At 61.3% G+C, this 21,673-nt stretch carries 25 protein-coding genes, 1 tRNA gene and 1 pseudogene; 12 read left to right on the top strand and 15 right to left on the bottom strand.

What is annotated here, in order from left to right; all coding sequences use genetic code 11:
* Positions 1-6 precede the first annotated feature (6 nt).
* The gene (locus tag B8991_RS10520; RefSeq protein WP_084352948.1) at positions 7-600 is read left to right on the top strand and encodes a LysE family translocator; all 594 of its coding nucleotides are present in this window, start codon (positions 7-9) and stop codon (positions 598-600) included.
* A gap of 139 nt (positions 601-739) precedes the next feature.
* Positions 740-1,702: an acetyl-CoA carboxylase carboxyltransferase subunit alpha gene (locus tag B8991_RS10515; RefSeq protein WP_084352947.1), complete on the top strand. Its 963-nt coding sequence runs from the start codon at positions 740-742 to the stop codon at positions 1,700-1,702.
* A gap of 55 nt (positions 1,703-1,757) precedes the next feature.
* Here the strand turns inward: B8991_RS10515 and B8991_RS10510 are convergent, their stop codons facing one another.
* A complete protein-coding gene (locus tag B8991_RS10510; RefSeq protein WP_084353036.1) occupies positions 1,758-2,411 on the bottom strand; it encodes a GntR family transcriptional regulator in 654 nt (217 codons plus the stop codon).
* A 31-nt stretch (positions 2,412-2,442) separates the two neighbouring features.
* Positions 2,443-3,135, bottom strand: a complete 693-nt coding sequence (locus B8991_RS10505) for a M48 family metallopeptidase (RefSeq protein WP_084352946.1) — start codon at positions 3,133-3,135, stop codon at positions 2,443-2,445.
* A 108-nt stretch (positions 3,136-3,243) separates the two neighbouring features.
* On the opposite strand from B8991_RS10505, the gene B8991_RS10500 reads away from it, so the two are divergent.
* The 9 genes and pseudogenes from B8991_RS10500 (at position 3,244) to B8991_RS10465 (ending at position 6,630) form a co-directional block, all read left to right on the top strand.
* Positions 3,244-3,567, top strand: a complete 324-nt coding sequence (locus B8991_RS10500) for a TIGR02300 family protein (protein ID WP_084352945.1) — start codon at positions 3,244-3,246, stop codon at positions 3,565-3,567.
* A gap of 97 nt (positions 3,568-3,664) precedes the next feature.
* Positions 3,665-3,740 (top strand) — tRNA-Ala (locus tag B8991_RS10495).
* Positions 3,741-3,911: 171 nt separating this feature from the next.
* A complete protein-coding gene (locus tag B8991_RS10490; RefSeq protein ID WP_084352944.1) occupies positions 3,912-4,166 on the top strand; it encodes a glutathione S-transferase family protein in 255 nt (84 codons plus the stop codon).
* A gap of 149 nt (positions 4,167-4,315) precedes the next feature.
* Positions 4,316-4,969 carry a TetR/AcrR family transcriptional regulator gene (locus B8991_RS10485; RefSeq protein ID WP_084353035.1) on the top strand — a complete coding sequence of 218 codons (654 nt, stop codon included), beginning with the start codon at positions 4,316-4,318 and terminating at the stop codon, positions 4,967-4,969.
* Between the two features lie 54 nt (positions 4,970-5,023).
* Positions 5,024-5,452 (top strand): annotated as a pseudogene (locus B8991_RS10480) (VOC family protein); the annotation flags it as partial.
* A complete protein-coding gene (locus B8991_RS21905; RefSeq protein WP_143514557.1) occupies positions 5,445-5,747 on the top strand; it encodes a hypothetical protein in 303 nt (100 codons plus the stop codon). The pseudogene B8991_RS10480 and the gene B8991_RS21905, both read left to right, overlap by 8 nt.
* Before the next feature lie 79 nt (positions 5,748-5,826).
* Positions 5,827-6,000 carry a hypothetical protein gene (locus B8991_RS21900; protein ID WP_235866605.1) on the top strand — a complete coding sequence of 58 codons (174 nt, stop codon included), beginning with the start codon at positions 5,827-5,829 and terminating at the stop codon, positions 5,998-6,000.
* Positions 5,975-6,286, top strand: a complete 312-nt coding sequence (locus tag B8991_RS10470) for a DUF6958 family protein (RefSeq protein WP_084352942.1) — start codon at positions 5,975-5,977, stop codon at positions 6,284-6,286. The genes B8991_RS21900 and B8991_RS10470 overlap by 26 nt, the downstream gene beginning before the upstream one ends.
* Positions 6,283-6,630 (top strand): VOC family protein, encoded by a 348-nt coding sequence (locus tag B8991_RS10465; RefSeq protein WP_084352941.1) that lies wholly within the window; start codon positions 6,283-6,285, stop codon positions 6,628-6,630. Before B8991_RS10470 ends, B8991_RS10465 begins: the two co-directional genes overlap by 4 nt.
* A 276-nt stretch (positions 6,631-6,906) precedes the next feature.
* On the opposite strand, the gene B8991_RS10455 is transcribed toward B8991_RS10465, so the two are convergent.
* From B8991_RS10455 to B8991_RS10435, 5 genes are read right to left on the bottom strand one after another with little or no spacing between them, the layout of a single operon-like run.
* Positions 6,907-7,323: a DUF1801 domain-containing protein gene (locus B8991_RS10455; RefSeq protein ID WP_084352940.1), complete on the bottom strand. Its 417-nt coding sequence runs from the start codon at positions 7,321-7,323 to the stop codon at positions 6,907-6,909.
* 45 nt (positions 7,324-7,368) lie between these two features.
* Positions 7,369-7,953 carry a YdeI/OmpD-associated family protein gene (locus tag B8991_RS10450; RefSeq protein ID WP_084352939.1) on the bottom strand — a complete coding sequence of 195 codons (585 nt, stop codon included), beginning with the start codon at positions 7,951-7,953 and terminating at the stop codon, positions 7,369-7,371.
* 15 nt (positions 7,954-7,968) lie between these two features.
* Positions 7,969-8,334: a hypothetical protein gene (locus B8991_RS10445; RefSeq protein ID WP_084352938.1), complete on the bottom strand. Its 366-nt coding sequence runs from the start codon at positions 8,332-8,334 to the stop codon at positions 7,969-7,971.
* 24 nt (positions 8,335-8,358) lie between these two features.
* Positions 8,359-8,769: an SRPBCC family protein gene (locus B8991_RS10440; protein ID WP_084352937.1), complete on the bottom strand. Its 411-nt coding sequence runs from the start codon at positions 8,767-8,769 to the stop codon at positions 8,359-8,361.
* A complete protein-coding gene (locus B8991_RS10435; RefSeq protein WP_084352936.1) occupies positions 8,766-9,089 on the bottom strand; it encodes an ArsR/SmtB family transcription factor in 324 nt (107 codons plus the stop codon). The genes B8991_RS10440 and B8991_RS10435 overlap by 4 nt, the downstream gene beginning before the upstream one ends.
* Positions 9,090-9,781: 692 nt before the next feature.
* Here B8991_RS10435 and rpsU point away from each other — a divergent pair.
* Positions 9,782-9,982 (top strand): 30S ribosomal protein S21, encoded by a 201-nt coding sequence (gene rpsU / locus B8991_RS10425; protein WP_040700433.1) that lies wholly within the window; start codon positions 9,782-9,784, stop codon positions 9,980-9,982.
* 249 nt (positions 9,983-10,231) lie between these two features.
* Here the strand turns inward: rpsU and B8991_RS10420 are convergent, their stop codons facing one another.
* The 8 genes from B8991_RS10420 to mgrA all read right to left on the bottom strand — a co-directional run bounded on the left by B8991_RS10420 (position 10,232) and on the right by mgrA (position 21,671).
* Positions 10,232-11,077 carry a bifunctional allantoicase/(S)-ureidoglycine aminohydrolase gene (locus B8991_RS10420; protein ID WP_084352934.1) on the bottom strand — a complete coding sequence of 282 codons (846 nt, stop codon included), beginning with the start codon at positions 11,075-11,077 and terminating at the stop codon, positions 10,232-10,234.
* A 179-nt stretch (positions 11,078-11,256) separates the two neighbouring features.
* On the bottom strand, positions 11,257-14,682 hold the full coding sequence (locus B8991_RS10415; protein WP_084352933.1) for an ATP-binding protein: 3,426 nt from the start codon (positions 14,680-14,682) through the stop codon (positions 11,257-11,259).
* Positions 14,679-15,917, bottom strand: a complete 1,239-nt coding sequence (locus tag B8991_RS10410; RefSeq protein WP_143514556.1) for a metallophosphoesterase family protein — start codon at positions 15,915-15,917, stop codon at positions 14,679-14,681. Before B8991_RS10410 ends, B8991_RS10415 begins: the two co-directional genes overlap by 4 nt.
* Positions 15,918-15,996: 79 nt before the next feature.
* Positions 15,997-17,130 carry a Gfo/Idh/MocA family protein gene (locus B8991_RS10405; RefSeq protein WP_084353034.1) on the bottom strand — a complete coding sequence of 378 codons (1,134 nt, stop codon included), beginning with the start codon at positions 17,128-17,130 and terminating at the stop codon, positions 15,997-15,999.
* On the bottom strand, positions 17,130-18,188 hold the full coding sequence (locus B8991_RS10400; protein WP_084352931.1) for a sugar phosphate isomerase/epimerase family protein: 1,059 nt from the start codon (positions 18,186-18,188) through the stop codon (positions 17,130-17,132). The genes B8991_RS10405 and B8991_RS10400 overlap by 1 nt, the downstream gene beginning before the upstream one ends.
* Positions 18,189-18,208: 20 nt before the next feature.
* Positions 18,209-19,033, bottom strand: a complete 825-nt coding sequence (locus B8991_RS10395) for a TolB family protein (protein WP_084352930.1) — start codon at positions 19,031-19,033, stop codon at positions 18,209-18,211.
* Positions 19,033-20,628, bottom strand: coding sequence for a glycoside hydrolase family 43 protein (locus tag B8991_RS10390; protein ID WP_084352929.1), 1,596 nt, complete (start codon positions 20,626-20,628; stop codon positions 19,033-19,035). The genes B8991_RS10395 and B8991_RS10390 overlap by 1 nt, the downstream gene beginning before the upstream one ends.
* On the bottom strand, positions 20,625-21,671 hold the full coding sequence (mgrA, locus tag B8991_RS10385; RefSeq protein ID WP_084352928.1) for an L-glyceraldehyde 3-phosphate reductase: 1,047 nt from the start codon (positions 21,669-21,671) through the stop codon (positions 20,625-20,627). The genes B8991_RS10390 and mgrA overlap by 4 nt, the downstream gene beginning before the upstream one ends.
* Between the last annotated feature and the right edge of the window lie 2 nt (positions 21,672-21,673).

Genomic DNA, 21,673 nt, shown 5'->3' with positions numbered 1-21,673 from the left:
GCACGCATGACAGAAAACATCCTCATAGCGCTGGCAGGTTTTGCCCTTGTTTCGTCAATCACGCCGGGACCGAACAATCTGATGCTGATGGCATCCGGGGCCAATTACGGCTTTCGAAGCACCATCCCGCATATGCTGGGCGTGGGGATCGGATTCGTCGTGATGGTGGCACTGGTGGGCATCGGATTGGTCCGCGTGTTCGATGCCTGGCCGGTGGCGCATCACATTCTGACATGGGTCAGCGTGGCGTATTTGCTGTGGCTGGCATGGCGCATCGCCCATTCCGCCGCCCCCGGATCTGCCGATGGAACCGGTCGCCCGATGCGTTTCATCGAGGCTGCGGCATTTCAGTGGGTCAACCCGAAAGCCTGGACCATGGCACTGAATGCAATCACGCTTTATGCGCCCGAAAGAAACCTGACTTCCGTTCTGCTGGTTGCCGCGATTTTTGGCGCGATCAATCTGCCCAGTGTCTCAAGCTGGACCCTGATGGGGCAGCAGATGCGACGCGTGCTGAGCAATCCGCGCAGGCTTCAGCTATTCAACTGGACCATGGCACTGCTTTTGGTGGGTTCTCTCGCCCCTGTTTTGATGCAGTGATCCGCACGATCCCGGCAGTAGTACTGTCACGCGCGCCAGCCTAAACGCGACCCGGTGCCAAAAATCTTGTTTTGTTGCATCTGCTCGATGGCCGCGCCATATAGCAGCAGGGACGCGAGACGGCAAAACGGAGCATGACATGACCCATTACCTCGATTTCGAGAAGCCTCTGGCCGAGATTGAAGGCAAGGCCGAAGAGCTGCGTGCCATGGCACGGACCAACGAGGAAATGGATATCGAGAAGGAAGCCGCGGCCCTGGATCGCAAAGCGGCCGACATGCTGAAAGATCTGTACAAGACGCTGACGCCGTGGCGAAAATGCCAGATCGCCCGGCACCCGGACCGGCCCCATTGCAAGGATTATATCGAGGCCCTGTTCACCGAATACACACCTCTGGCCGGCGACCGCAATTTTGCCGACGATCATGCGGTGATGGGCGGTCTGGCGCGCTTCAACGACAGGCCGGTGGTGGTCATCGGCCATGAAAAGGGCAATGATACGCAATCGCGTATCGCCCACAATTTCGGCATGACCCGTCCGGAAGGGTATCGCAAGGCGATCCGCCTGATGGAGATGGCGGACAAGTTCAACCTGCCGGTGATCTCGCTGGTGGACACGCCCGGAGCTTATCCCGGCAAAGGTGCCGAAGAACGCGGTCAATCCGAGGCGATTGCACGTTCGACAGAAAAATGTCTGCAAATTCGTGTGCCGCTGGTATCGGTCATCATCGGCGAGGGTGGTTCTGGCGGGGCGGTTGCCTTTGCCACGGCCGACCGTTTGGCGATGCTGGAACATTCGGTCTATTCAGTGATCTCGCCCGAGGGCTGCGCGTCGATCCTGTGGAAAGACGCTGAAAAAATGCGAGAAGCAGCAGAGGCGCTGCGGCTGACGGCACAGGACCTTACCAAGCTGGGGGTTGCCGACCGGGTCATTCAGGAACCGCTTGGCGGGGCGCATCGCGACAGCGACGCGGCGGTGACAGCCGTGGGAAAAGCGATCCAGTCGCTTCTGTCGGATCTGGACAGCATTTCGCGCAAAGATCTGGTCAAGCAACGGCATCGCAAATACCTGAAAGTCGGATCGCGCGGGCTGGCCGCCTGAGGCCCATGCTGGCGTAACCTGAACGGGTCAGGCCGACGAATCGACGCGCCCCGGATCAGCCCGCCAGCATCTTCAGCCCCTGCGTCACATCCGACCGCACCGCCAGCCGCAACCCCGGCTCGTCCCCGGCCTTGAGTGCGGCGATGATAAGTCGGTGGAAATGCGGCGGCTCGGTCCGATTGAGCCGCCCGTAAAGCGCCCGCATCGTCGGCCCCAGTTGCAGCCAGACAGTCTCGGCCATGGCCAGCATCGCGGGGGCCTGAGCGCGCAGATAGAGCGTGCGGTGAAATTCCAGATTTGTTCGGATATAGCCAACCGCGTTGCGTTCCTCGACCATCTCGCCGACGCTGGAATTGATCGTCTGCAGGCGGTCAATCAGGGCCATATGCGCGCGCGGCATGGCGCGGCTGGCAAGCTCTACCTCTATCAGCGCGCGCAGGACCGCCAGTTCCTCGATCCGTTCGTTGGACAGTTCCGGCGTGGACACCCGCCCAGACGACGACAGCGACAGCGCGCCTTCCGCAACCAACCGGCGGACGGCTTCGCGCGCGGGTGTCATCGACACGCCAAATTCCCGGCCAATGCCGCGCAAGGTCAGGGCAGCACCCGGTGCCACCTCGCCCACCATGATGCGGGCACGCAAGCGGCGATAAACGCGGTCATGGGCGGCGGCCGGAATCGGCTCTGTCTGGCGGGGGGCGGTCAACATGCGGAAATTGTGATCACAACCGGCAAAAACGTCAATCGCCAAATCGGTAGCGGTGCAATTCAGCCCCCTGATCTCGCAGCCAGTTCCGCGCCGGCTTCCAGTCGCCATAAAGCTGCGTGACCAGATCCCAGAAAGCCTGAGAGTGGTTCATCTCGGCCAGATGTGCGACCTCATGCGCTGCGACGTAATCCAATACCTCTGGCGGTGCCATGATCAGCCGCCACGAATACATCAGCCCGGCGTCATGCGTACATGACCCCCACCGCGACCGCGTGTCGCGCAGGGTGATCCGCGCGTAAGCACGCCCCAGCCGGGCGGCATGGCGGTCCGAGGCTTCGGTCAGCCGGTCGCGCGCCAGCACCTTCAGAAAGGCCGACAGCCGGACGCCGAAACGCGCCTCATCGCCGGGCACCAGAATCGCCTCTCCCTCGACGCGCACGCGCCGCCCCTGCCCTTCGCCAATGCGCAGCATCCGCCCCTCGACCGGCAGCCATGCACCGCTGCGCAAGGTCACAGTGGTGGGTTGCGCTGACAGGTGGCCCCGCAGCCAGGCCTCTTTCTCGCGGGCGAAGGCATGCGCCTCTTTCACCGCCACATGCTTGGGCAATGTCATCGTCACGCGCCCGTCCAGCCGCGACAGGCGCAGGCTGATCCGTCGCGCCCTGACGGAGCGCCTGAGCACCACGTCGATAGGTGGGTTGCCAGGCAGGGTGAACTCGCCCATACGTCTTCCTCGGTCGGGACCGCGTCAAAGCCTTTGACACGACGTTGGTGTTATGGCAGGTGGCCCGGATCGTCTTCAAGACCACATGATATATGAGAGGGAATGCCCATGCCCAAAGAAGAATGGGGCGTCAAGCGTGTTTGCCCGACTACAGGCAAACGATTCTACGACATGAACCGCAATCCGATTGTCAGCCCCTATACGGGCGAGGCGGTCGAACTGGACAGCACGAAAAGCCGCATGATCGCGGCGGACGCCGAAGATGCATCCACAACCAAGGCGAAAGCCAAGGAGAAGGAAAGCAAAGACGCCCTGGACGATGACGAAGATGTCGATCTCGACCTGGGTGACGACGTGCTGGATGACGACGACGATGATAACGTCTCGTTGGACGACATCGCCGACGTGGCCAAGGACGACGACGATTCCTGACTCGAAATGAATTCGCGAAGGGCTGGATTTTGCTCTTGATCCCGCCCTTCGCATCGCATACATCGCAGCTCACAGCGTCGGTTGCGATGCTGCGAATGGGGCCTTAGCTCAGCTGGGAGAGCGCCTGCATGGCATGCAGGAGGTCAGCGGTTCGATCCCGCTAGGCTCCACCATACCGCACTTGATACGTGCCAGATAGTTCTGCCTTCTCGTCAGTGGACTTGCCTCTGCCGCGCAGACGGCTGCCATTTTACCCATAAAAATCCACGCTGCTTTGATTGGCGCCATTTCGGCGCGCTGATCGCATCGTAGCCTTCCCCTCTCGTTAAACCCGAGGATGGCCCATGGGTGACCATTTCTTCGTCGTGACGGGCAGCCCAGTTGACAGCGTCGAGATATGGGAATCGAACGCGATCATCCTCTATCTCACCGCCCTGCTTCCGACGGCCAGGAGGGGGCCTGTCGCGGGCGATCCGCAGTGGGGGCAATATCTGAGCTGGTTAGCGTGGTATGGCAACGTGATCGAGCCGGTCATCGCCTTCGGAACGGCCGAGCTGTCGCATCCGGTCCTCGATGTCACGTTCCGGGGCGTTCCATGAAGTAACGGTTGGCGGTGTTCGCCTAATCAGTGAATTTCTGCTTGTTCGCGGTCGGCACCGCCAAGATGCACCCGTCGACATAGCTCATTGTCATTTCTCCCTCTCATTTTCCCTTCACAATATACAAACCAAGTGGTATGTATATCAATATGCCGAGACCCACCAAACATTCCCCCGAGCGCGGCGACGCGAAGACGCGGCTTCTGGAAGCCGCCCGTGACGTGATCCGCCAGAAGGGATTCGCCGCAACCTCCGTTGATGATCTTTGCCAATCGGCGGGGGTGACGAAGGGCGCATTTTTCCATCACTTCAAGACCAAGAACGCGCTTGGCGTGGCGGCCGCGAACTACTGGGCCGAGACAACCAGCGCCCTATTCGCCAGCGCGCCCTATCACCAGCCGGACGATCCGCTGGACCGGGTTCTTGCCTACCTTGATTTCCGCAATGGGATCATCGGGGGAGAGACATACCAATACACCTGCCTCGTCGGCACCATGACGCAGGAGGTCCACGACTCCGCCCCCGCGATCCGCGATGCCTGCGCGGACAGCATCCTCGGCCATGCCGCAACGCTTGAGGCTGATATCGAAGCGGCCCGGGAGCAACGCGGCATCGACGCAGACTGGACCTCCGCAAGCCTCGCGCGTCATACGCAGGCCGTGCTTCAGGGTGGGTTCATCCTTGCCAAGGCGACCGGCGATCCGGCCCTCGCCCGAGAGAGCGTCGATCACCTGATCCGCTATGTGCGAGCGCTTTTCGACCTCGATGCCGAATCAGAAACGACAACAGAGAGGGAGAGTTGACCAATGAAACATGCAGCCAAGGTGCGGACCTGCCTCTAGTTCGAGAAAGGTGGCGTTGAGGCGGCCAAGGAATATGTCGCTCTGGTGCCAGACAGCCGGATTGAAGCGGTGCGCGACAATGGCCAGCCTGACGATCCGATGATCGTCGAGTTCAACCTGGCCGGTTCGCCGATGATGATCCTGACAGCGGGCCCGCATCACAAATTGACGCCCGCCGCCTCGATCAGCGTCCTCACTGAGGATCAGAAGGAAACCGATCAGCTCTGGGACGCGCTGACCGGAAATGGGGGCGAGGCCGGACACTGTGGCTGGGTGGTGGACCGTTTCGGCGTATCCTGGCAGATCGTGCCGAAGCGGATGCCGGACCTTCTGGCCAGCGATGATCCGGGCATCGTTCAGCGCGTAAGCAAAGCCATGATGCAGATGGGCAAGATCGATATTGCGGCATTGGATGCGGCAGCAAACGAGCCAGCGCATGGGTGATTCAACCGAGATCGCATGTTCCTGCGGACAGACCCGCCTTGAGGTGCAGGGCAAACATATCGCCAGCATCGAATGTTGCTGCTCGTCCCGCCGGGAGGCCGCCGCACGGATGCAAGGACTTGATGGCGCGCCGTTGATTTTGACGAGCCATGACGCCACGCCTTTCGTGATGTTTCGCAAGGATCGGTTGCGGTCTATTTCGGGGCCTCGAGAACCCTGCCTCATTTCGGCTGGCACCGAATGCCACATCCGCGCTGGTGATCGCGACCTGCTGCAATACGCTGGTCTATCTTGATGTCAAACACGGTCATTGGTTGAGCCTCTACGGCACGCTCTGGCCAGACGGCGCGATGCCGACAACGGAGATGCGCAACATGGCCTCGGATCTGCCCGAAGGAGCGCGCCTGCCGGACGACATTCCAAACGCAAGGAAACAGGGCCTGGCCTTCTGCGCAAGAAACTTCGGCGCTTGGGTCGCGATGCGGTTCCGCAATCCGAAGACACCGAAAACAGGAGAGATCAATGTCCGACACCGAAGAAATGATTGAAGTCGAGAGCATCACGCAGCCAGGCAAGATAAAACGCGTGAACCGCGCCAAGTATCTAACCATGCGCGACGCCTTCCTTCCGGTGCTTCCGACCGAAGCACCCGGAATGACCTTCGCCGATGCCAAAGCGGCCTTGCTGCCTGATCTTTGTGACGCGTTGTTCCCCGGCGGTGACAAAGCTGGCTGGTGGTTAGCCGCCGTGCAGCTCGACCTGGAAGCCAAGGGCGTGATCAAGCGCGGTAGCAAAGGGCCGGTGCGCTTATTCAGAACGAGGAAACCGGAATGAAAATCAATCACCTCTTTCTCAGTATCAATGCAGCCGATTTCGCCGCTCAGTCCGAGTGGTGGAAAAATTTCATCGGCCGGCCTTGGGACCGCGAACCGATGCCCTCCTGCCACGAATGGGATCTGACGGGTCGCGTGCTGTTCGAGGTTCTCGACAGCGATGATGGCCAGGGTGGCACGACCGTGACACTGCACGTTCCCGATCTCGACGCAGAGACCGAAAGGCTGGGCCGCGCGGGGATCGAGGTGCCAGAGCCGGTGAAGGTCGAGGGGTTCGACACGCTGCGCTATGCGGAGTTCGCCGATCCCGAGGGCAACACAGTGGGTCTTCTCGATGGCAGTTGAGGGGAGCGTGCGCGGGCGCCGACAGTTTCGAATACGCGATGAACTGCCATTCTTCGGATTGCGGACGGGCGACCGGGTCCGCCTTCAAGCCTATGGCCGGAATCGGCATCGACAGAATCGGAATCGTCTCTGGCGAAGATCATCTGTCGCGCCCGGCACGCTTATCGATACGCCGGGCATCCGGCCGGCGGCGCATATATTCGTGGGATCGAAGGCCGACTGGTTTGAGATTACGGACGACCTCCGGCAGCACCTCGCGTTCGGCTGACGGGCAGGCTACAGTTTCTCACCCGGCAACTTGCTGGCTTGCCGGACCCAGTCCACGAACCGTTCCTCGTCGAAATCGTCCTCCTCGTGGATGTTGAGATACCGGACCTTCTCCTGCTTGGAGCTTTCCGGCGGGGGCGGGTCAAGCGAGGCACCATCGAAGAACGTCACCTTCACGTATTTCGTGAAGCAGTGATAGCTCAGGAACCAGACGTCCTTCTGTGTTCCGTAGAAGGGTGAATTCCATTTGACGGCCTTGGTCACGTCGGGGACGGCTTTCTCGATCAGATCGTCGAGGCGGCGACCGATTTTCCGCTTCCAATCCGGCATGGCGGCGATGTAGTTCTCGACCGGGCTGTTACCGTAGCCCTTGGGGATCTGGGGATTGCCTCCCGACAGCAGTTTTACATCATTGTCTTTGCTCATCTACTTGCTCCTTGCCCCGTCGAATTTCAGTTGCGGCAGATGCGATCACCGCTCGTTGTGCCCCTTGCCCATCATGATCTTCGACTTGGCCTTACGCACCCGATGGGCGCGTGTTTCGGATTTCCTGGCATCCCCTATATGCAGAACGTAGCTGCGCTGGCGCCCCGGAGTCAGGTCCTCGAAGGCTTTGGCTAGCTCCGCGTCGTCGTCCAGCGCGTCCCGAAGCTCGGCGGGATAGTCAAGGTCGTCCCTCTCGCTGAAATCGACCTCCAGCCCATCCTTTTCTGCTTGTACCGCCTTCTCGATGAATTGCCGGATCAGGGCTTCGCTGTCCGCGATCTCCTCCAGGCTCTCGAACCGCATCTGCCGCATCGCCTGCGAATGCTTGCCGGGCCGAACCAGCACGTCATCCGGATCCTCCAGAAGCGATCCCTTGAAGAACCCGAGCGCGCAGTGATTTTTCTTGCCGTAGATGATCACGACGTTGTTGCCCTTGTAGGTGTAGCAGAGCTTTGCCCACTTGACGGCTTCCTCCAAGCCGCAGTCGAGGATCAGGTCGCGCAGGGCCCTACGCTCAGTGTTCCAGTTTTTCTTGCCCAATAGGTCGTTGACGCTTGGATCATCTGCCACGGTTGGTCTCCTGGATCACAGCCGAGCAACGAAGAGCCGCCCGAGCGCGATCACCGCGCAGACCGCCGCGACGCCCAGCCAGTAAAACATCGGTCCATTTTCCTCCGCACCGGCACGGAGATGGAGACCTGAGAACATCAGCATCTCGACGGCAACGGCAATGGCGGCAAGCGGCACCATCCAGCCGAGCGACGGCACAAGGGCCGGGATCACCAGCCCGATGGCGCAGAGCAGTTCCAGCGGGATCAGCAGCAGCCAGACCGAATGCGGCAAGGCGCTCAGCGTCGGGATCGACGCTTCGGAATTGACGATTTTCCAGCCCGCGCCGATGCCCGTGTGCAGTGCCAGAAGGACCTGAAGTATCCATAGGAATATGTTCATTTATGCACTCCTTGAAATTCGCACTCAGTCGAGGCCTGCTGTCACCTGTTCCAGCTTGTCCAGAAACCGCGTCCAGCCCGAGATCGCGCCGCGATAGGCCTGTTCTTGATCGGCGGTGAAGCCGGTCTGTTCCATCCGCAGGTGCGTGCCGGTATCGGTTTCGGTAAGCGTCCAGGTCACGACGCTTTCGAGCCCGTGCGCCTGCCACGAATAGGACAGGGACTTCTGCGGCTCGACCGCCAGAACCTTGCAGGCAATTGTGCCCCACTCGGCGTCCAACGCGAAACGATGGCCGACCTCGGCCTTGAAATCGCTTTCCATCAGCCACTCCTCGATAAGGTGCTTTTGCGTCAGCGCGCGCCAGACCTTTTCGGGAGCATGACGCAGGTCGCGCTCTTTGACGACAGTGCGGCTGTCTTTGCCAGCGCCGTTCATTGATCCATCCTCCCCAGCAGATTTTCGAGGCTGTCGAGCTTCGTATCCCAGAACCCGCCCATTTGTCGGGTCCAGTCGATTAGTGGGTCCAGCGCCTTTTTCCGGGCGGTGTAGTGCGTCTGTCGTCCTTCGTGGCGACCGCTGACGAGTCCCGCCCGTTTCAGAACGCCCAGATGCTTCGAGACAGCCGGTTGGGAAATCCCCGCCTGCTCGGTCAGAGCTGCGACAGTCTGTTCACCGTCGAGACACAGGCGTTCGAAAAGCGCTCGCCGCGTGGGATCGGAGAGGGACTTGAATACGGCGTCGTGATCAGGCTTCATGAATAACTCCGCGGCTATGATTGATAGATAGCCGCGCGGTTATGGGTTGTCAAACCATGCGTGTGACACGGGCTCCTTGCTTATCTGCGTCGCCACGAACTCCCATCCGCGAGAGGCCCATTCGCGTAGGGTGCGCTCCGATTGACGCCCGGACGGATCGACCAGAACGAACCCTTGCGGCCTCCGTTCCGACATTTCCATCGGACTGACGTGTTCTTCTTCTAAGGTGGCGCTATCTGCGTCTTTTCCGACCCGGACCATCATCAGCGCGTCCCCGGTCACACCGCTCACGATGGCCGGGACTGCATTACCGTCGCTGACATCGCAGCTGCCCGTTCGAAGTGCCGTCGCCTTGTGCCAGATGATGGAACGGGAGCTGCGCGCGTGACGGCCGGTCCGATATGCCCCTGCATCCGCCGCCCAGGAACACGGGCATTCTGTGATGCCATGTGCTGTCCGATCGGACAGGGTGAGAGAACAAGGTGGGAACAACTCGAAACCCGCGATTGCGGCATCTCACAACTGCCACATTGAGAAACGACATGGCGTTTCCGGGGGGCTCAGGCCGTAAAAAGGCGCTATTCTTTGCGAAACTTGATGACAGACATACTGTACAAACCGCCACATGGTTGCTATTTACCCCCTCAATTAACATCTTTGCGGTCCATATTCAGAGAGGTGGTGTCAACCACATGCAGGTCAGTGTTCGCGACAACAATGTCGATCAAGCCCTTCGGGTTCTTAAGAAAAAGCTTCAGAAAGAGGGTGTTTTCCGTGAAATGAAGCTTAAGCAGCATTTCGAAAAACCTTCCGAGAAGAACGCTCGTCAAAAAGCTGAAGCGATTCGTCGTGCCCGCAAGCTCGCGCGCAAGAAATTGGAGCGCGAGGGATAAGTTTTTATCCCTTGATGCTGAACGAATGAAGCTCCCGTCGCCTTTTGGCCGCGGGAGTTTTGGTTTTGAACGGACCGTTATGTGCGACAAGTCTTGCCAAGCCGGATGATAATCCACTCTTGCCCAGGTTGCTATCGCGGGAAAAGCAATGCCGACGTGCGGCCTTGCTGACCGACGGCATTTGGCCGCCAGACATGTGCCGAGGTCACGGGATCCGCTCTTTGAGCGGTCCCGGACACACGAGCAGCTTTATTTCGAAGATGACGCGCCGCGGCCAAGACGTAGCGGCATGTGGCGGTTCACATCCTTGTAGAGCAGATAGCGGAACGGGCCGGGGCCACCGGCATAGCAGGCCTGCGGGCAGAAGGCGCGCAGCCACATATAATCGCCGGCTTCGACCTCCACCCAGTCTTGATTCAGCTTATAGACAGCTTTGCCTTCCAGGACATAAAGACCGTGTTCCATCACATGGGTCTCAAGGAACGGAATCACAGCGCCGGGTTGGAGCGTCACGATGGTGACATGCATATCATGGCGCAGGTCGGCGGGATCGACAAATCGCGTTGTCGCCCATTTGCCGTCTGTGTCCGGCATCACGGTCGGGGCGATATCCTGCTCGTTGGCGATAACGACGTCGGGGGCATCCAGCCCTTCAACCGGCTCATAGGCTTTGCGCACCCAGTGAAACCGCAGCATTTCCGTGCCGGTGTTGTGCAATGCCCAATCGGTCGCAGGCGGCAGGTAAGCATAGCCCCCCTCGGCCAGAGTATGGGTTGCGCCGTCCACAGTCAGCGTCGCGGACCCTTCGACCACGAACAAGACGGCTTCGGCTTCGGGATCGGTCTCGGCCCGATCTGAACCGCCCCCCGGCGAGACCTCCATGATGTATTGCGAGAAGCTCTCGGCAAAGCCGCTCAGCGGTCTTGCGATCACCCAAAGCCGGGTCTTGTCCCAGAACGGCAGAAAACTGGTGGTGATGTCCCGCATCGTGCCTCTGGGAATAACCGCATAGGCGTCGGTGAACATCGCACGGTCGGTCAGCAGTTGTTGCTGAGAGGGGTGCCCCCCGGTCGGAGCGAAATATTTTGCGGTCATCGGCGTCCTCGATCCTGTGAGTTTGTGGTCATTATGGACGCGCCGGCCCAAGACAACCATTGCCATTTGCAAGACAAGAGTTTCAGGGGATTTTTGATAGTGCCAACAATCTTCGCCGAAAGGCCGAATAAATGCCGCGGCGTTTCCGACGGGTGACACGCCTTGGGTGTCGCAGGACTTCAGATCTCGTGCACGCGCAGCTCGTCGCCACAGACTTGTCGGGCGATATCGACGACATGGCGGTGGTGGGTCAGGTAGATCGCCTGCCCGGTGCGTCCGATCCGGGCCATCACATGACAGGCCGCGCGTGTCCGATCTTCGTCAAAGGTCTCAAAAATGTCATCGCAGAAAAACGGCAGAACCGTGCCTTGCTGGGCAAGCTGTTCATAGGCCGCTGCCCGCAGCGCCAGGTAAAGCTGAAAGCGCGTGCCCTTGGACATATCCTGCGCCTGTTTCGACTGCCCCGCAGGATCAAGCGCGATCAGTGTCTCTGCGGTGCCGTCTGGCTGCGTCATCAGCCGCGTGTAGGCACCATTGGTCAGTTCTGAAAACGCCGTTTCGGTGGCTTTCATCATACCGCTGCGATGGGTATCGCGGTAGCGCCGGATCGCCTCTTCTGCCAGATCATGGCCAAGATGCAGTTCCAGATAGGCCAGTGCGGTCTCCTGTATCTCAAGCTCGAGGGTCGCCTTGCGTTCCGTGAGCACAGCAATATCGGCATCGCCGGTCACCGCGCGCAAATCGCGTTCGGCGGCACTGCGCGTGGCAATGGCGTCGCGGTAACGGTCCTCTATCGCCGCGCCGTCGCTGTTAAGCTGCATCAGTTGCGCCGCCAGGCTTGTGTCGGTCACATCGTCCAACATGCTGCGGGCTGCGCTCAGATCGGCCACGTCGAGCGTGAGGCACAGCCCGGACAAAAGCGCCGCGCGGCGGGCCTTTGCCTCGATCACCTGTTGCGCCTTCCCGACGGTTTTTCGCAGGGCATCGAGTGTTGTTGTATCCGCGTCCTTCGGGAAAGCGCTGGCGATGTCTTGCATTTTGGTTTCGATCGCATTCAACGCCCGCAGCGCCGTATCTCGCGCCTCGCAATGGCGGCGGAGCGTCGCGAGCGTGTCGGCATGCTGCTTTTCCGCCGCTTCCGCTTGATCCGCCGCGTCACGCAGCGTTGCAAAGGCAGCCAAAGGGTCGGACAGGTCGGATGCCTCAGCAAGCGCTGCCACAGCCTGTGCGAAGTCGCGCTGATCTGCCTCCATCGCGGCGATCTGGCGCGCGATGCTTGTGCGTCGCGTGTCCAATTCCCGCAAGCTTCGCAGGGGGGCGAAGGACCGCTCCAGCGCTTCGCCTTGCACAGCGCCGTTGAAGTTTTCCGCAACCGTCTCGGCCCAGACCGAGCGGGCTGTTTCGTCGGCCTTCTCGCATTCCACCAGATGCGCCTGCCGTTGCTTTCGTTCGCCGTGAAGTTCGCGCAACCGGGCGCGCGCGTTTTGCGCGGCCTCGTGCAGTTTTCGGGCCTCAGAGGCGTGGCTTCGGGCAGCCGCCAACAGGGTTTCGAAATCCGGGCTTTCCAGATCGAGATACGCAGACAGCGCCTTTGACAGACGCGCGGCCTGATCGAAGACATTGGCATGCTCGGCCCGGATGCGCGCCAACCGTTGTTCTGCGGCCTGTGCTTCGGACAGGCGTACGACCCATGCGGCAAAGGCAGGTGGGGTCAGGTGGGCATCGATCCCGCTCTCGCGGGCGGCAACGGTCAATTGCCCCTCAACCTGCGCGATATTTGCGACAAGCGCGTCCCGCTTTGTCTTTGCCTTCTGGATGCGGTGTTCGGCGCGTTGGGCGTCTTCCTCAAGGTGGCGAAGCTGGCCAAGTTCGCGCGCATGGGCCAGCCGCGACTGTGCAGCAGCATCAACTTGCCGCATCGCCGCCTCAAAGGAATCTGCTGTTGCTTCGGTCAACGCCTTGCGGTGGCTTTGCCAAAGCGCGTCGCGGCGCTCCAGAAGGGCGCGGGCCGCATCATCCCCAAGCAACGCAGCCGAGGCCGCCAGCCCGTCGATTTTTATCGAACGGTCGGCAGTCTCGGCCTCCAGAGTTTCAATCGCCTCTTCGGTCGCACGCAGGTCGCCGCATAGCTGCGCGTGCGTCTCTGCCAGCGCGGCAGCTTCTTCACTGGTCAGTGGACAGACAGGCAAGTCTGCAAAGCCCTGCCCCTTTAACAGCAGCACGTCGCGGGTTTCGGCGCAGTCGCGTTCTGCCTCGGCCACCGCCTGCTGCGCCGCTGCGTGACGCGGGGCCAAAGTATCGACTGAAAAGCGGTCGAGAACGGCACCTATGTCCGGCGCGCCCTCCTCATCTTGGCTGGTGATCGCCGCCTCGGCCCCGGCGATGCGCTCTGCCAACCGGGCAAGCTCGTCTCGCGCGGCCTCGGCCTTCTGCATCGCCGCACGCTTCGCATCGCGCGCCGTTTCCAACTGTGCCAGTGCCCCCGGCGCGAGGACCAGCGCTTCGGGATCGGTGCCCTCGGCCGCGTCCAGATCGCGGGCGGCGAGGGCCATGTCGGCCCGCACCTCTTCAAGGGTGCGGCGTCGCTTTGGCAGGTCTTTCCCGGCGGTGGCGTGACGACTGCGCAGATCGTCCAGATCATCCAGCGCCGCGCCTAGCGCAAGGTGTTCGGGATGCCGCTCAACCCCGTCGCGCTGACCTTCCAGCACCTCGATTTCGCGTGTCAGACGTTCTTGATCCGCTTTGGCCTGTCGTTGCTCTGTCAGCATGTTGACCAGCGCCTCGGGCTCGATGTCGAGCCGGTCGGGAAAGCCCGGATGCGCATTGATGATCGCGTCCAATCCGTCGACTTCGGCCAGCACCGGCAGGGCGTCGCGCTTGGCCAGGGTGGCGGCATGCTCGCTTGCATGGGCCGCGCGCATTTCGCCCGTCTCGGCTTCTTCCTGCGCGGCGCGGTCGCGGGCCTGCCGCAACGACCGGTATGCGGCGGCGGTGACATCCTCCTCGCGAATCCGGTGGTCGATGTCTTTCAGTTCCGCCTTGAGTTCCGCCATACGGGTCTTGCTGCTGCGCTTTTTGTAAAGCGCATCGGCGCGGTCGCGCACCGAGCCCAGTACCTCGGTCAGATCACTGATCCCTGCCGCCGCCGAAAACAACAGCCACCCGATATCTCCCTTGGCGCTGGCGATCTCTTCGCCGCCGCGCTCAATAGTTTCATCGTCAAGGCATAGCAGGTTGCGATAGTCGTCCAGCCCAAGCCCGCCCAGATGCGCCGCCAGCACTTGTTCGGGCAGCGGCTTGCCTTGCGCGTCCACCAGATTGGCGTTGCGCGTTGGCAGACGTGTCAGTTCGCATTCGGCATCGCCCAGATCCAGCACACCCGAGATGCGCAATGTCTTGCGATCATGCTGAAAGGCATAAGGCTCGCGCAGCGGAAAACCGTAGAGCAGCCGCAGAAAACCTTCCATCGTGGTGGTCTTGCCGGCCTCGTTGGGGCCGTGGATCAGGTGAAAGTCAGAGACTCCGTCAAGGCGGGGGCCAAAATCGTAGGACTTGCCGGAAAACTGTCCGAACAGTTCCAGATCAAGCCGTCGCAGCCGGATCATTCCGACGCCCCTTTCATCAGCGCTGTCACATGATGCGCGCCCGTCTCGGCCAAGCGCTGTGCAAGCGTGGTTGCGGCGGCCTCGTCGGGGATCAGGGCAGCCCGGATATGGGCGGGCAGATCGGACAGGATCTCTGCCAGTTGCGCCTCGATCTGTGCTGCATATCCGGGTTCGGTCCGTATGGCCTGCATCAGCGCGGACAATTCGGCGGTGGCGCTGCTGTCAATGCGTGGTCCGTCGGGATCGGTAAGGGCAATCTCCAGCTTTTCGACCCAGAGGCATCCGGTTTCGCGCGCCATGCCGCTGACAGTCTCTGCCCAGGTGTCGCGGTCACGGTCGATCTGCCAGCGCCGGGCCAATCCTCCGGTGAGGCGCAAACGCAGAATGGCGGCATCAGATTGCAGCGACGCCGCGCATTGCTGAATGGTCTTGCGCAGGTGGTCACGCAGCGCATCCTCGTCCTCGCAATCCGTGACATCCACCTCCACGGGCAAAAACTCGACCTGACTGGTGTGACAGTCGGAAACGCTGATCTGGCTACCCTCGATAGACAGCAGCGTCGCACTTTGCGGGCCGGGTTCCCCTATATCGCGGCCCTGAGGCGTGCCGGGCATGACGATCCACGGTGCCTGAGAATGGATCTGCCGTTTGTGGATATGGCCAAGCGCCCAGTAATCGAACTCCATCGCGCCAAGCTCTGCCACGGTACAGGGCGCGTAGGTGTCATGCCCCGCCGCACCGGCCAGCGAACTGTGCAGCAAAGCGATATTGACCGCGCCCGCGACCGGAGGCGCGAATTTCGGCAGCAAACTGTCGGGCGCGTGACGGCCGCTGAAGCTGACACCGTGGATCCAGATGTCATGCGCGCCCAGTTGCACCGCACCACCGCGCCCGCTGAAGACATGGACGTTATCGGGCAGCGCAACTTCACCGGTGATAGGGTTTTCGGCGTCGTGATTGCCCTTGATCAGGAAGACAGGGATGCAAGCAGCCCGCAGCCGATCCAACTGTGTGGTCAGAAACGCCGCCGTCCGGGCACTGCGGGCGGCCCCGTCATACAGGTCCCCAGCGATCAACAGCCCCGCCACGTCTTCGTCCAGCGCCGTATCGACGATGCAGGTGAAGGCGCCGCGCGTGGCGGCCTGCACCCGGTCGCGCAGATCCGGATCGCGCAGCGCAAGCGATTTCAGCGGCGAGTCGAGATGTATGTCGGCAGTATGTAAAAGCTTGATCACGCTGGCCTCTTTCGCGGCGCAGTCTTGTCCACGCCGCGCGGATTTGCAATCGGATGATTTGCCTAACCGGTCCGTACGTTCAGTCCAACGCCGTCCACGCCGCATCGGCCTTGGACGAGGCAATACAGGCCGAGATAAAGCGCATGCCGTCCAGCCCGTCCTTGATCGTCGGGGCATGCACCCCTACGGGCAATGGCGTGCCGGAATCGGCGTGGCGGATCAGGTGCGCGGCCTCGGAATACAGCGTGGCAAAGCCTTCGAGATAGCCTTCGGGGTGGCCCGGCGGAATGCGGGTGGTGCGCAGCCCGGCCTCGTTCGCGCCAGCGCCGCCACGGGTCAGGATCTGCTTTGGCTCACCAAACCGGGTGAACGTCATCTGGTTGGGGTTTTCCTGCGCCCATTCCAGCCCGCCTTTTGTGCCATGTACACGCAGGCGCAGGGCGTTTTCATTACCGACGGCGACCTGACTGGCCCAAAGCATCCCCTTCGCGCCCCCGTCGAACCGCAGCATGACATGCACGTTGTCATCAACCTGCCGGTCCGGCACGAATGCGTCCAGATCCGCCGCCAGCGACGTGGTTTTCAGCCCGGTGACAAAGCTGACAAGGTTGAACGCATGGGTTCCGATATCGCCCACACAGCCCCCCGCGCCAGAGCGTGCCGGATCGGTGCGCCAGTCGCCTTGCTTGTTGCTGGCGGGTTCGGTCAACCAGTCCTGCGCATATTCCACCTGAACAACGCGGATCTCGCCCAGATCTCCTGCCGCTACCATGGCTTGCGCCTGCCGGATCAGCGGATAGGCGGTGTAGTTATGCGTCAGGATGAACTGCCGACCGGTCTCGCGGACGACCCTGGCGATCTCTGCCGCCTGTTCGGGCGTCGCGGCCAGTGGCTTGTCGCAAATCACATGGATGCCCGCCCGCAGGAAGGCCACGGCGGGCGCGGCATGCATGTGGTTGGGGGTGACGATGGCAACGGCGTCAATGCCGTCTTCGCGCGCCGCTTCGGCTTTGGCCATCTCGGCAAAATCGGCATAGCTGCGATCTGCCGCGATGCCCAGTTCCGCCGCAGAGGCCGCGGCGCGTTCCTCGTCAGAGCTTAGCGCACCTGCGACCAATTCCCACTGTCCGTCGATCCGCGCGGCGATGCGGTGCACGCCTCCGATAAAGGCCCCCTGCCCGCCGCCGACCATGCCCAATCGCAACCGTTCCATCATTCGATCCCCAGCATCTTGCGGATGGCGCCCCTGTCGGTTTCGCTGCCTGCGAAATCGTCGAACGCCTTGTCCGTGGTCTCGATGATGTGGTGCGCGATGAACGGCGCGCCCTCGGCGGCCCCCTGTTCGGGGCTTTTCAGGCAGCATTCCCATTCCAGCACCGCCCAGCTGTCATAGCCATATTGCGCGAGTTTCGAGAAGATGCCCGAGAAATCCACCTGCCCGTCGCCAAGGCTGCGGAACCGTCCGGCCCGGTTCACCCAGGGCTGATAACCGGAATAGACCCCCTGACGGCCATCGGGGTTAAACTCCGCATCCTTGACGTGATAGGCACAGATGCGTTCGTGGTAGATGTCGATGAAGGCAAGATAATCCATCTGTTGCAGCAGGAAATGCGAGGGATCGTAGTTGATCCGCGCACGGGTATGACCGTCCAGCGCATCCAGGAACATCTCGTATGTGGCACCGTCGAACACGTCTTCGCCGGGATGGATCTCGTAGCCGATATCGACGCCGTTTTCGTCGTAGACCTCCAGGATCGGCTTCCAGCGGCGGGCAAGCTCGGCAAAGGCCTCGTCGATCAAGCCTTCGGGGCGCTGCGGCCATGGGTACAGGAACGGAAAGGCCAGCGATCCGGTGAAGCTGACGGACGCATCAAGGCCAAGCGTCCGGCTGACCTTGGCCGTCTTGGTCACCTGATTCACCGCCCATTCCTGTCGGGCCTGCGGATTGCCATGAACCGACGCAGGCGCGAAGGCGTCAAACACATCGTCATAGGCGGGGTTCACCGCGACAAGCTGGCCCTGCAAATGGGTCGAAAGTTCGGTGATCTCGACACCCGCATCGGCGCAGATGCCCTTGACCTCGTCGCAATAGGTCTGGCTGTCGGCGGCTTTGTCCAGATCAAAGAGTCGCGCGTCAAAAGTGGGGATCTGGACACCTTTGTAGCCCAGACCGGCGGCCCATTTGGTGATCGCTTCAAGGCTGTTATACGGGGCTGCGTCGCCTGCGAACTGGGCAAGAAACAGCGCGGGGCCTTTCATCGTCGTCGGCATATCGGATCCTCCGGATTTGGTCACGGGCGCGCGTAGCGCATATAGGCAAAACGCTGGCTGTCGGGCGACCAGCAGGGCACGTTCAGCGTGCCTTGGCCGCCCCAAAGTGTTGTAAGAATGCAGGTTTTCCTACTGTCGAGATCGATCAACCGCAACGAGACCTCGCGGTCCGGCGGATGACCTTCGGTTCCTTCGGGATAGGCAAGGTACAGGACATGGCCGCCGTCCGGCGAGGGATGCGGGAACCAGTTGACCGCCGCGTCATCGGTCATTTGCTCCGGCTCCGTCCCGTCAATCCGCATCCGCCACAAATCCATGCTGCCACCGCGATCGGAGTTGAACCAGATCCACTGTCCGTCGGGCGTATAGTCCGGCCCGTCATAATGGTGCGGACTGCGAATAAGCAACGCTTCGCTGCCACCACTGACGGGAATCGTCGCGATCCCGAACTCTCCGTCGCGCACGACCGTATAGGCAAGCCGCTCTCCGGCCGGCGACCAGCCATGCCACCACGATGGCGTCTTGTCGGTAATGCGCGTGGGCAAACCACCGCCAGCGGGCATGGTATAGATGCAGGAATGCGGCGTCAGGGTCTTGTCGCAGATCACCAGCGTCTGGCCGTCGGGTGAAATGCCATGATCGTTGTTCAGCGAAGCGTGCAAACCTGTGTCGATCATCAGAAGGTCGGGCGCATGAATGGGCACGCGAAACAGTTTCCCATCGCCGTTTACGATCAGGTCCGCGCCGCTGGGTGTCCAGTTCGGTGCCTCGATGTGGCGAGCGGTCTTGAACAGTGTGCTGCTGTCGCCCGTCGCCAGATCGAATATCTCCAGATAGGACACCATCACGTATCCCCCGGAACATAGCTGAAGCGGGCAAAATCGGCAGTCTTGCCCTGCCCGGTTATGTCAAACGCCGCCATGCCGACAAATGCGCCGGTGAAAGACCCATGCTCACCGCGACCGCCCTCGTCAGAGATGACACTGGCGTCCAGTTCCGGCCCGAAGGCTTGCCAGTCGCCGCCCTGACGATACGCAAATTGCTGTGTGGCACCGGCGACATCGACCGCCAGTTCCACCGGGCCATCCTTCAGCGGGACCGGATCAGTCGGAAAGCTGAGACGTCCGTCAGGCCAGTCCCCCGCACAGGACATCAGCGTCAGGCAGCGGCCTTCGTTTGCGACATGCGTAACGCAGGCAAAGTGAAACTTGTGCCGGTTGTAATACGTCGTCAGCCCTGCGGCCTGTTGATAGGTGGTCGGTGTGAACTCTGTCAGCGTGGTTTCCGCCCGGTAGTGCAGATGCTCCTGCCGCCGCGCGACCAAGGCCTGTTCGAACCAGCTTCCAATGCTCTCGCGCCCGATCAGGCGCAACGCGGTACCGGTGAGTGCGAAGATACGTTCAGCTTCCGGTGTGCGAAGCCACTGGAATTCAGGCGGCAGTTCTGTGCCCTCAAAGCGCCGTTCCACAGATACTGAAGCGCGGCGCGTGGCGGGTGCTGGCGGCGTGACCTCGACCTGCGGCAGCGGGCCGCCGTCCGCCAGATACAGCCAGCCATCATCACGCCATTCGCATTTCTGAATGCCGGTTTCCCGACCAAGCGGAGAAAACCTGCCCGGCAAAGGGCGCGAGCACAAATGCGTGTGATAAACCTGTCCATCCGGCGTCTCCACGATCTGGCCGTGGCCGGCGCGCTGTATCGGCCAGTCCGGGTGATCTTTCGATGTAATCAGGTGCGTGTCAGGGTGAGTTTCATATGGTCCTTCGATCTGCCGCGACCGGGCCATCGTAACCGCATGTCCATAGCCCGTGCCGCCCTCGGCCACGGTCAGATAGTACCAGCCGTCGCGCTTGTAGAGATGCGGACCTTCAGTCAGCCCGTGCGGGCTACCGGAATAGATCTTGCGGATCGCGCCCTGCAAGCCGCCTGCGGGCGTCCATTCCTGCAACAGGATGCCATCGAAGGCGGGATGTTTCGGACTGCCACCGACCGAGTTGGAAATGTGGTTCCATTGCAGGACAATGTACCATTTCCGTCCGTCATCATCATGGAACAGCGACGGGTCGAACCCGTGAGAGCTGACATAGATCGGGTCACTCCACGGTCCTTCGATCGTGGGGGCGGTGACGATGTAGTTATGGGCGTCCTTGAAATTGCCATCGAGCCGTTTGACATCCGTGTAGACCAGCCAGAACAGCCCGTCAGCATAGCTGAGACAGGGCGCCCAGATGCCGCCGCTGTCAGGATTGCCGCGCATATCCAACTGCGAGGCGCGCGACAGCGGTCGGCATGCCAGATCCCAGTTCACCAGATCGGTGGACCTGTGAATCTGCACGCCGGGATACCATTCGAAGGTCGATGTCGCGATGAAATATTCCTCTCCCACCCGGCAGATCGACGGGTCGGGGTTGAAACCGGGCAGGATCGGATTGCGGATCATTTGCGCGAAGGTCCCTCGGTTTCGGAGGAGGCCGCCCACAGGTTGATATTCGCGTCCTTGGCATGCTGGTCGATGCGCGCCAGCTCGTCGTCGGTGAAGTCGAGATTGCCAACCGCGCCCACACAATCGACCACCTGACTGGGCTTTGACGCGCCGATCAGGGCGGTGGTCACGCGGCCCCCGCGCAGCACCCAAGCCAGCGCCATCTGAGCCAGCGTCTGACCACGGGTTTCGGCAATGGCGTTAAGTGCGCGGACATTTTCCAGCGCCTCGTCAGTCAGGAAATTTTCGCGCAGGGACTTGCCCTGAGACGCCCGGCTGCCTTCGGGAATACCGCCCAGATATTTCTTGGTCAGCATGCCTTGCGCCAGCGGGCTGAACACGATGGACCCGATGCCCAGATCGTCCAGCGCGTCCAGCAGACCGTCCTCCTCGACCCAGCGATTGAGCATGGAATAGCTGGGCTGGTGGATCAGGCAGGGCGTGCCCAGTTCTTTCAGGATCGCCGCCGCTTCGCGCGAGCGTTGGGCGTTATAGCTTGAGATGCCCGCATATAGCGCGCGGCCAGACCGGACGATGTAGTCGAGCGCCTGCATCGTCTCTTCCAGCGGTGTGTCGGGGTCGAACCGGTGGGAATAGAAGATGTCGACATAATCCAACCCCATGCGCTTCAGCGACTGATCGCAGGACGCGACCAGATATTTGCGGCTGCCCCATTCCCCATACGGCCCCGGCCACATGCCGTAACCGGCCTTGGACGAAATGATCATCTCGTCCCGGTATGGGGCAAAATCGGTCTTGAGGATCTCGCCAAAGGCGGATTCAGCCGCGCCCGGTTCTGGTCCGTAGTTGTTGGCCAGATCAAAATGGGTGATGCCGTTATCAAAGGCTGCACGGGTGATCGCCTGCTTGGTTTCATGCGGCGTGTCATCGCCGAAATTGTGCCACAGCCCCAGCGAGATCGCCGGAAGCTTCAGCCCCGAGCGCCCGCAGCGGCGGTATTGCATCGTGTCGTATCTTGTGTCGGACGCGGTCCAGACCATAT

Origin of the sequence: Primorskyibacter flagellatus (assembly GCF_900176485.1) — a bacterium.
GTDB lineage: Bacteria > Pseudomonadota > Alphaproteobacteria > Rhodobacterales > Rhodobacteraceae > Primorskyibacter > Primorskyibacter flagellatus.
Note: the sequence above shows the minus strand (reverse complement) of the source record. Positions and strands in the feature narration are given on the sequence as shown.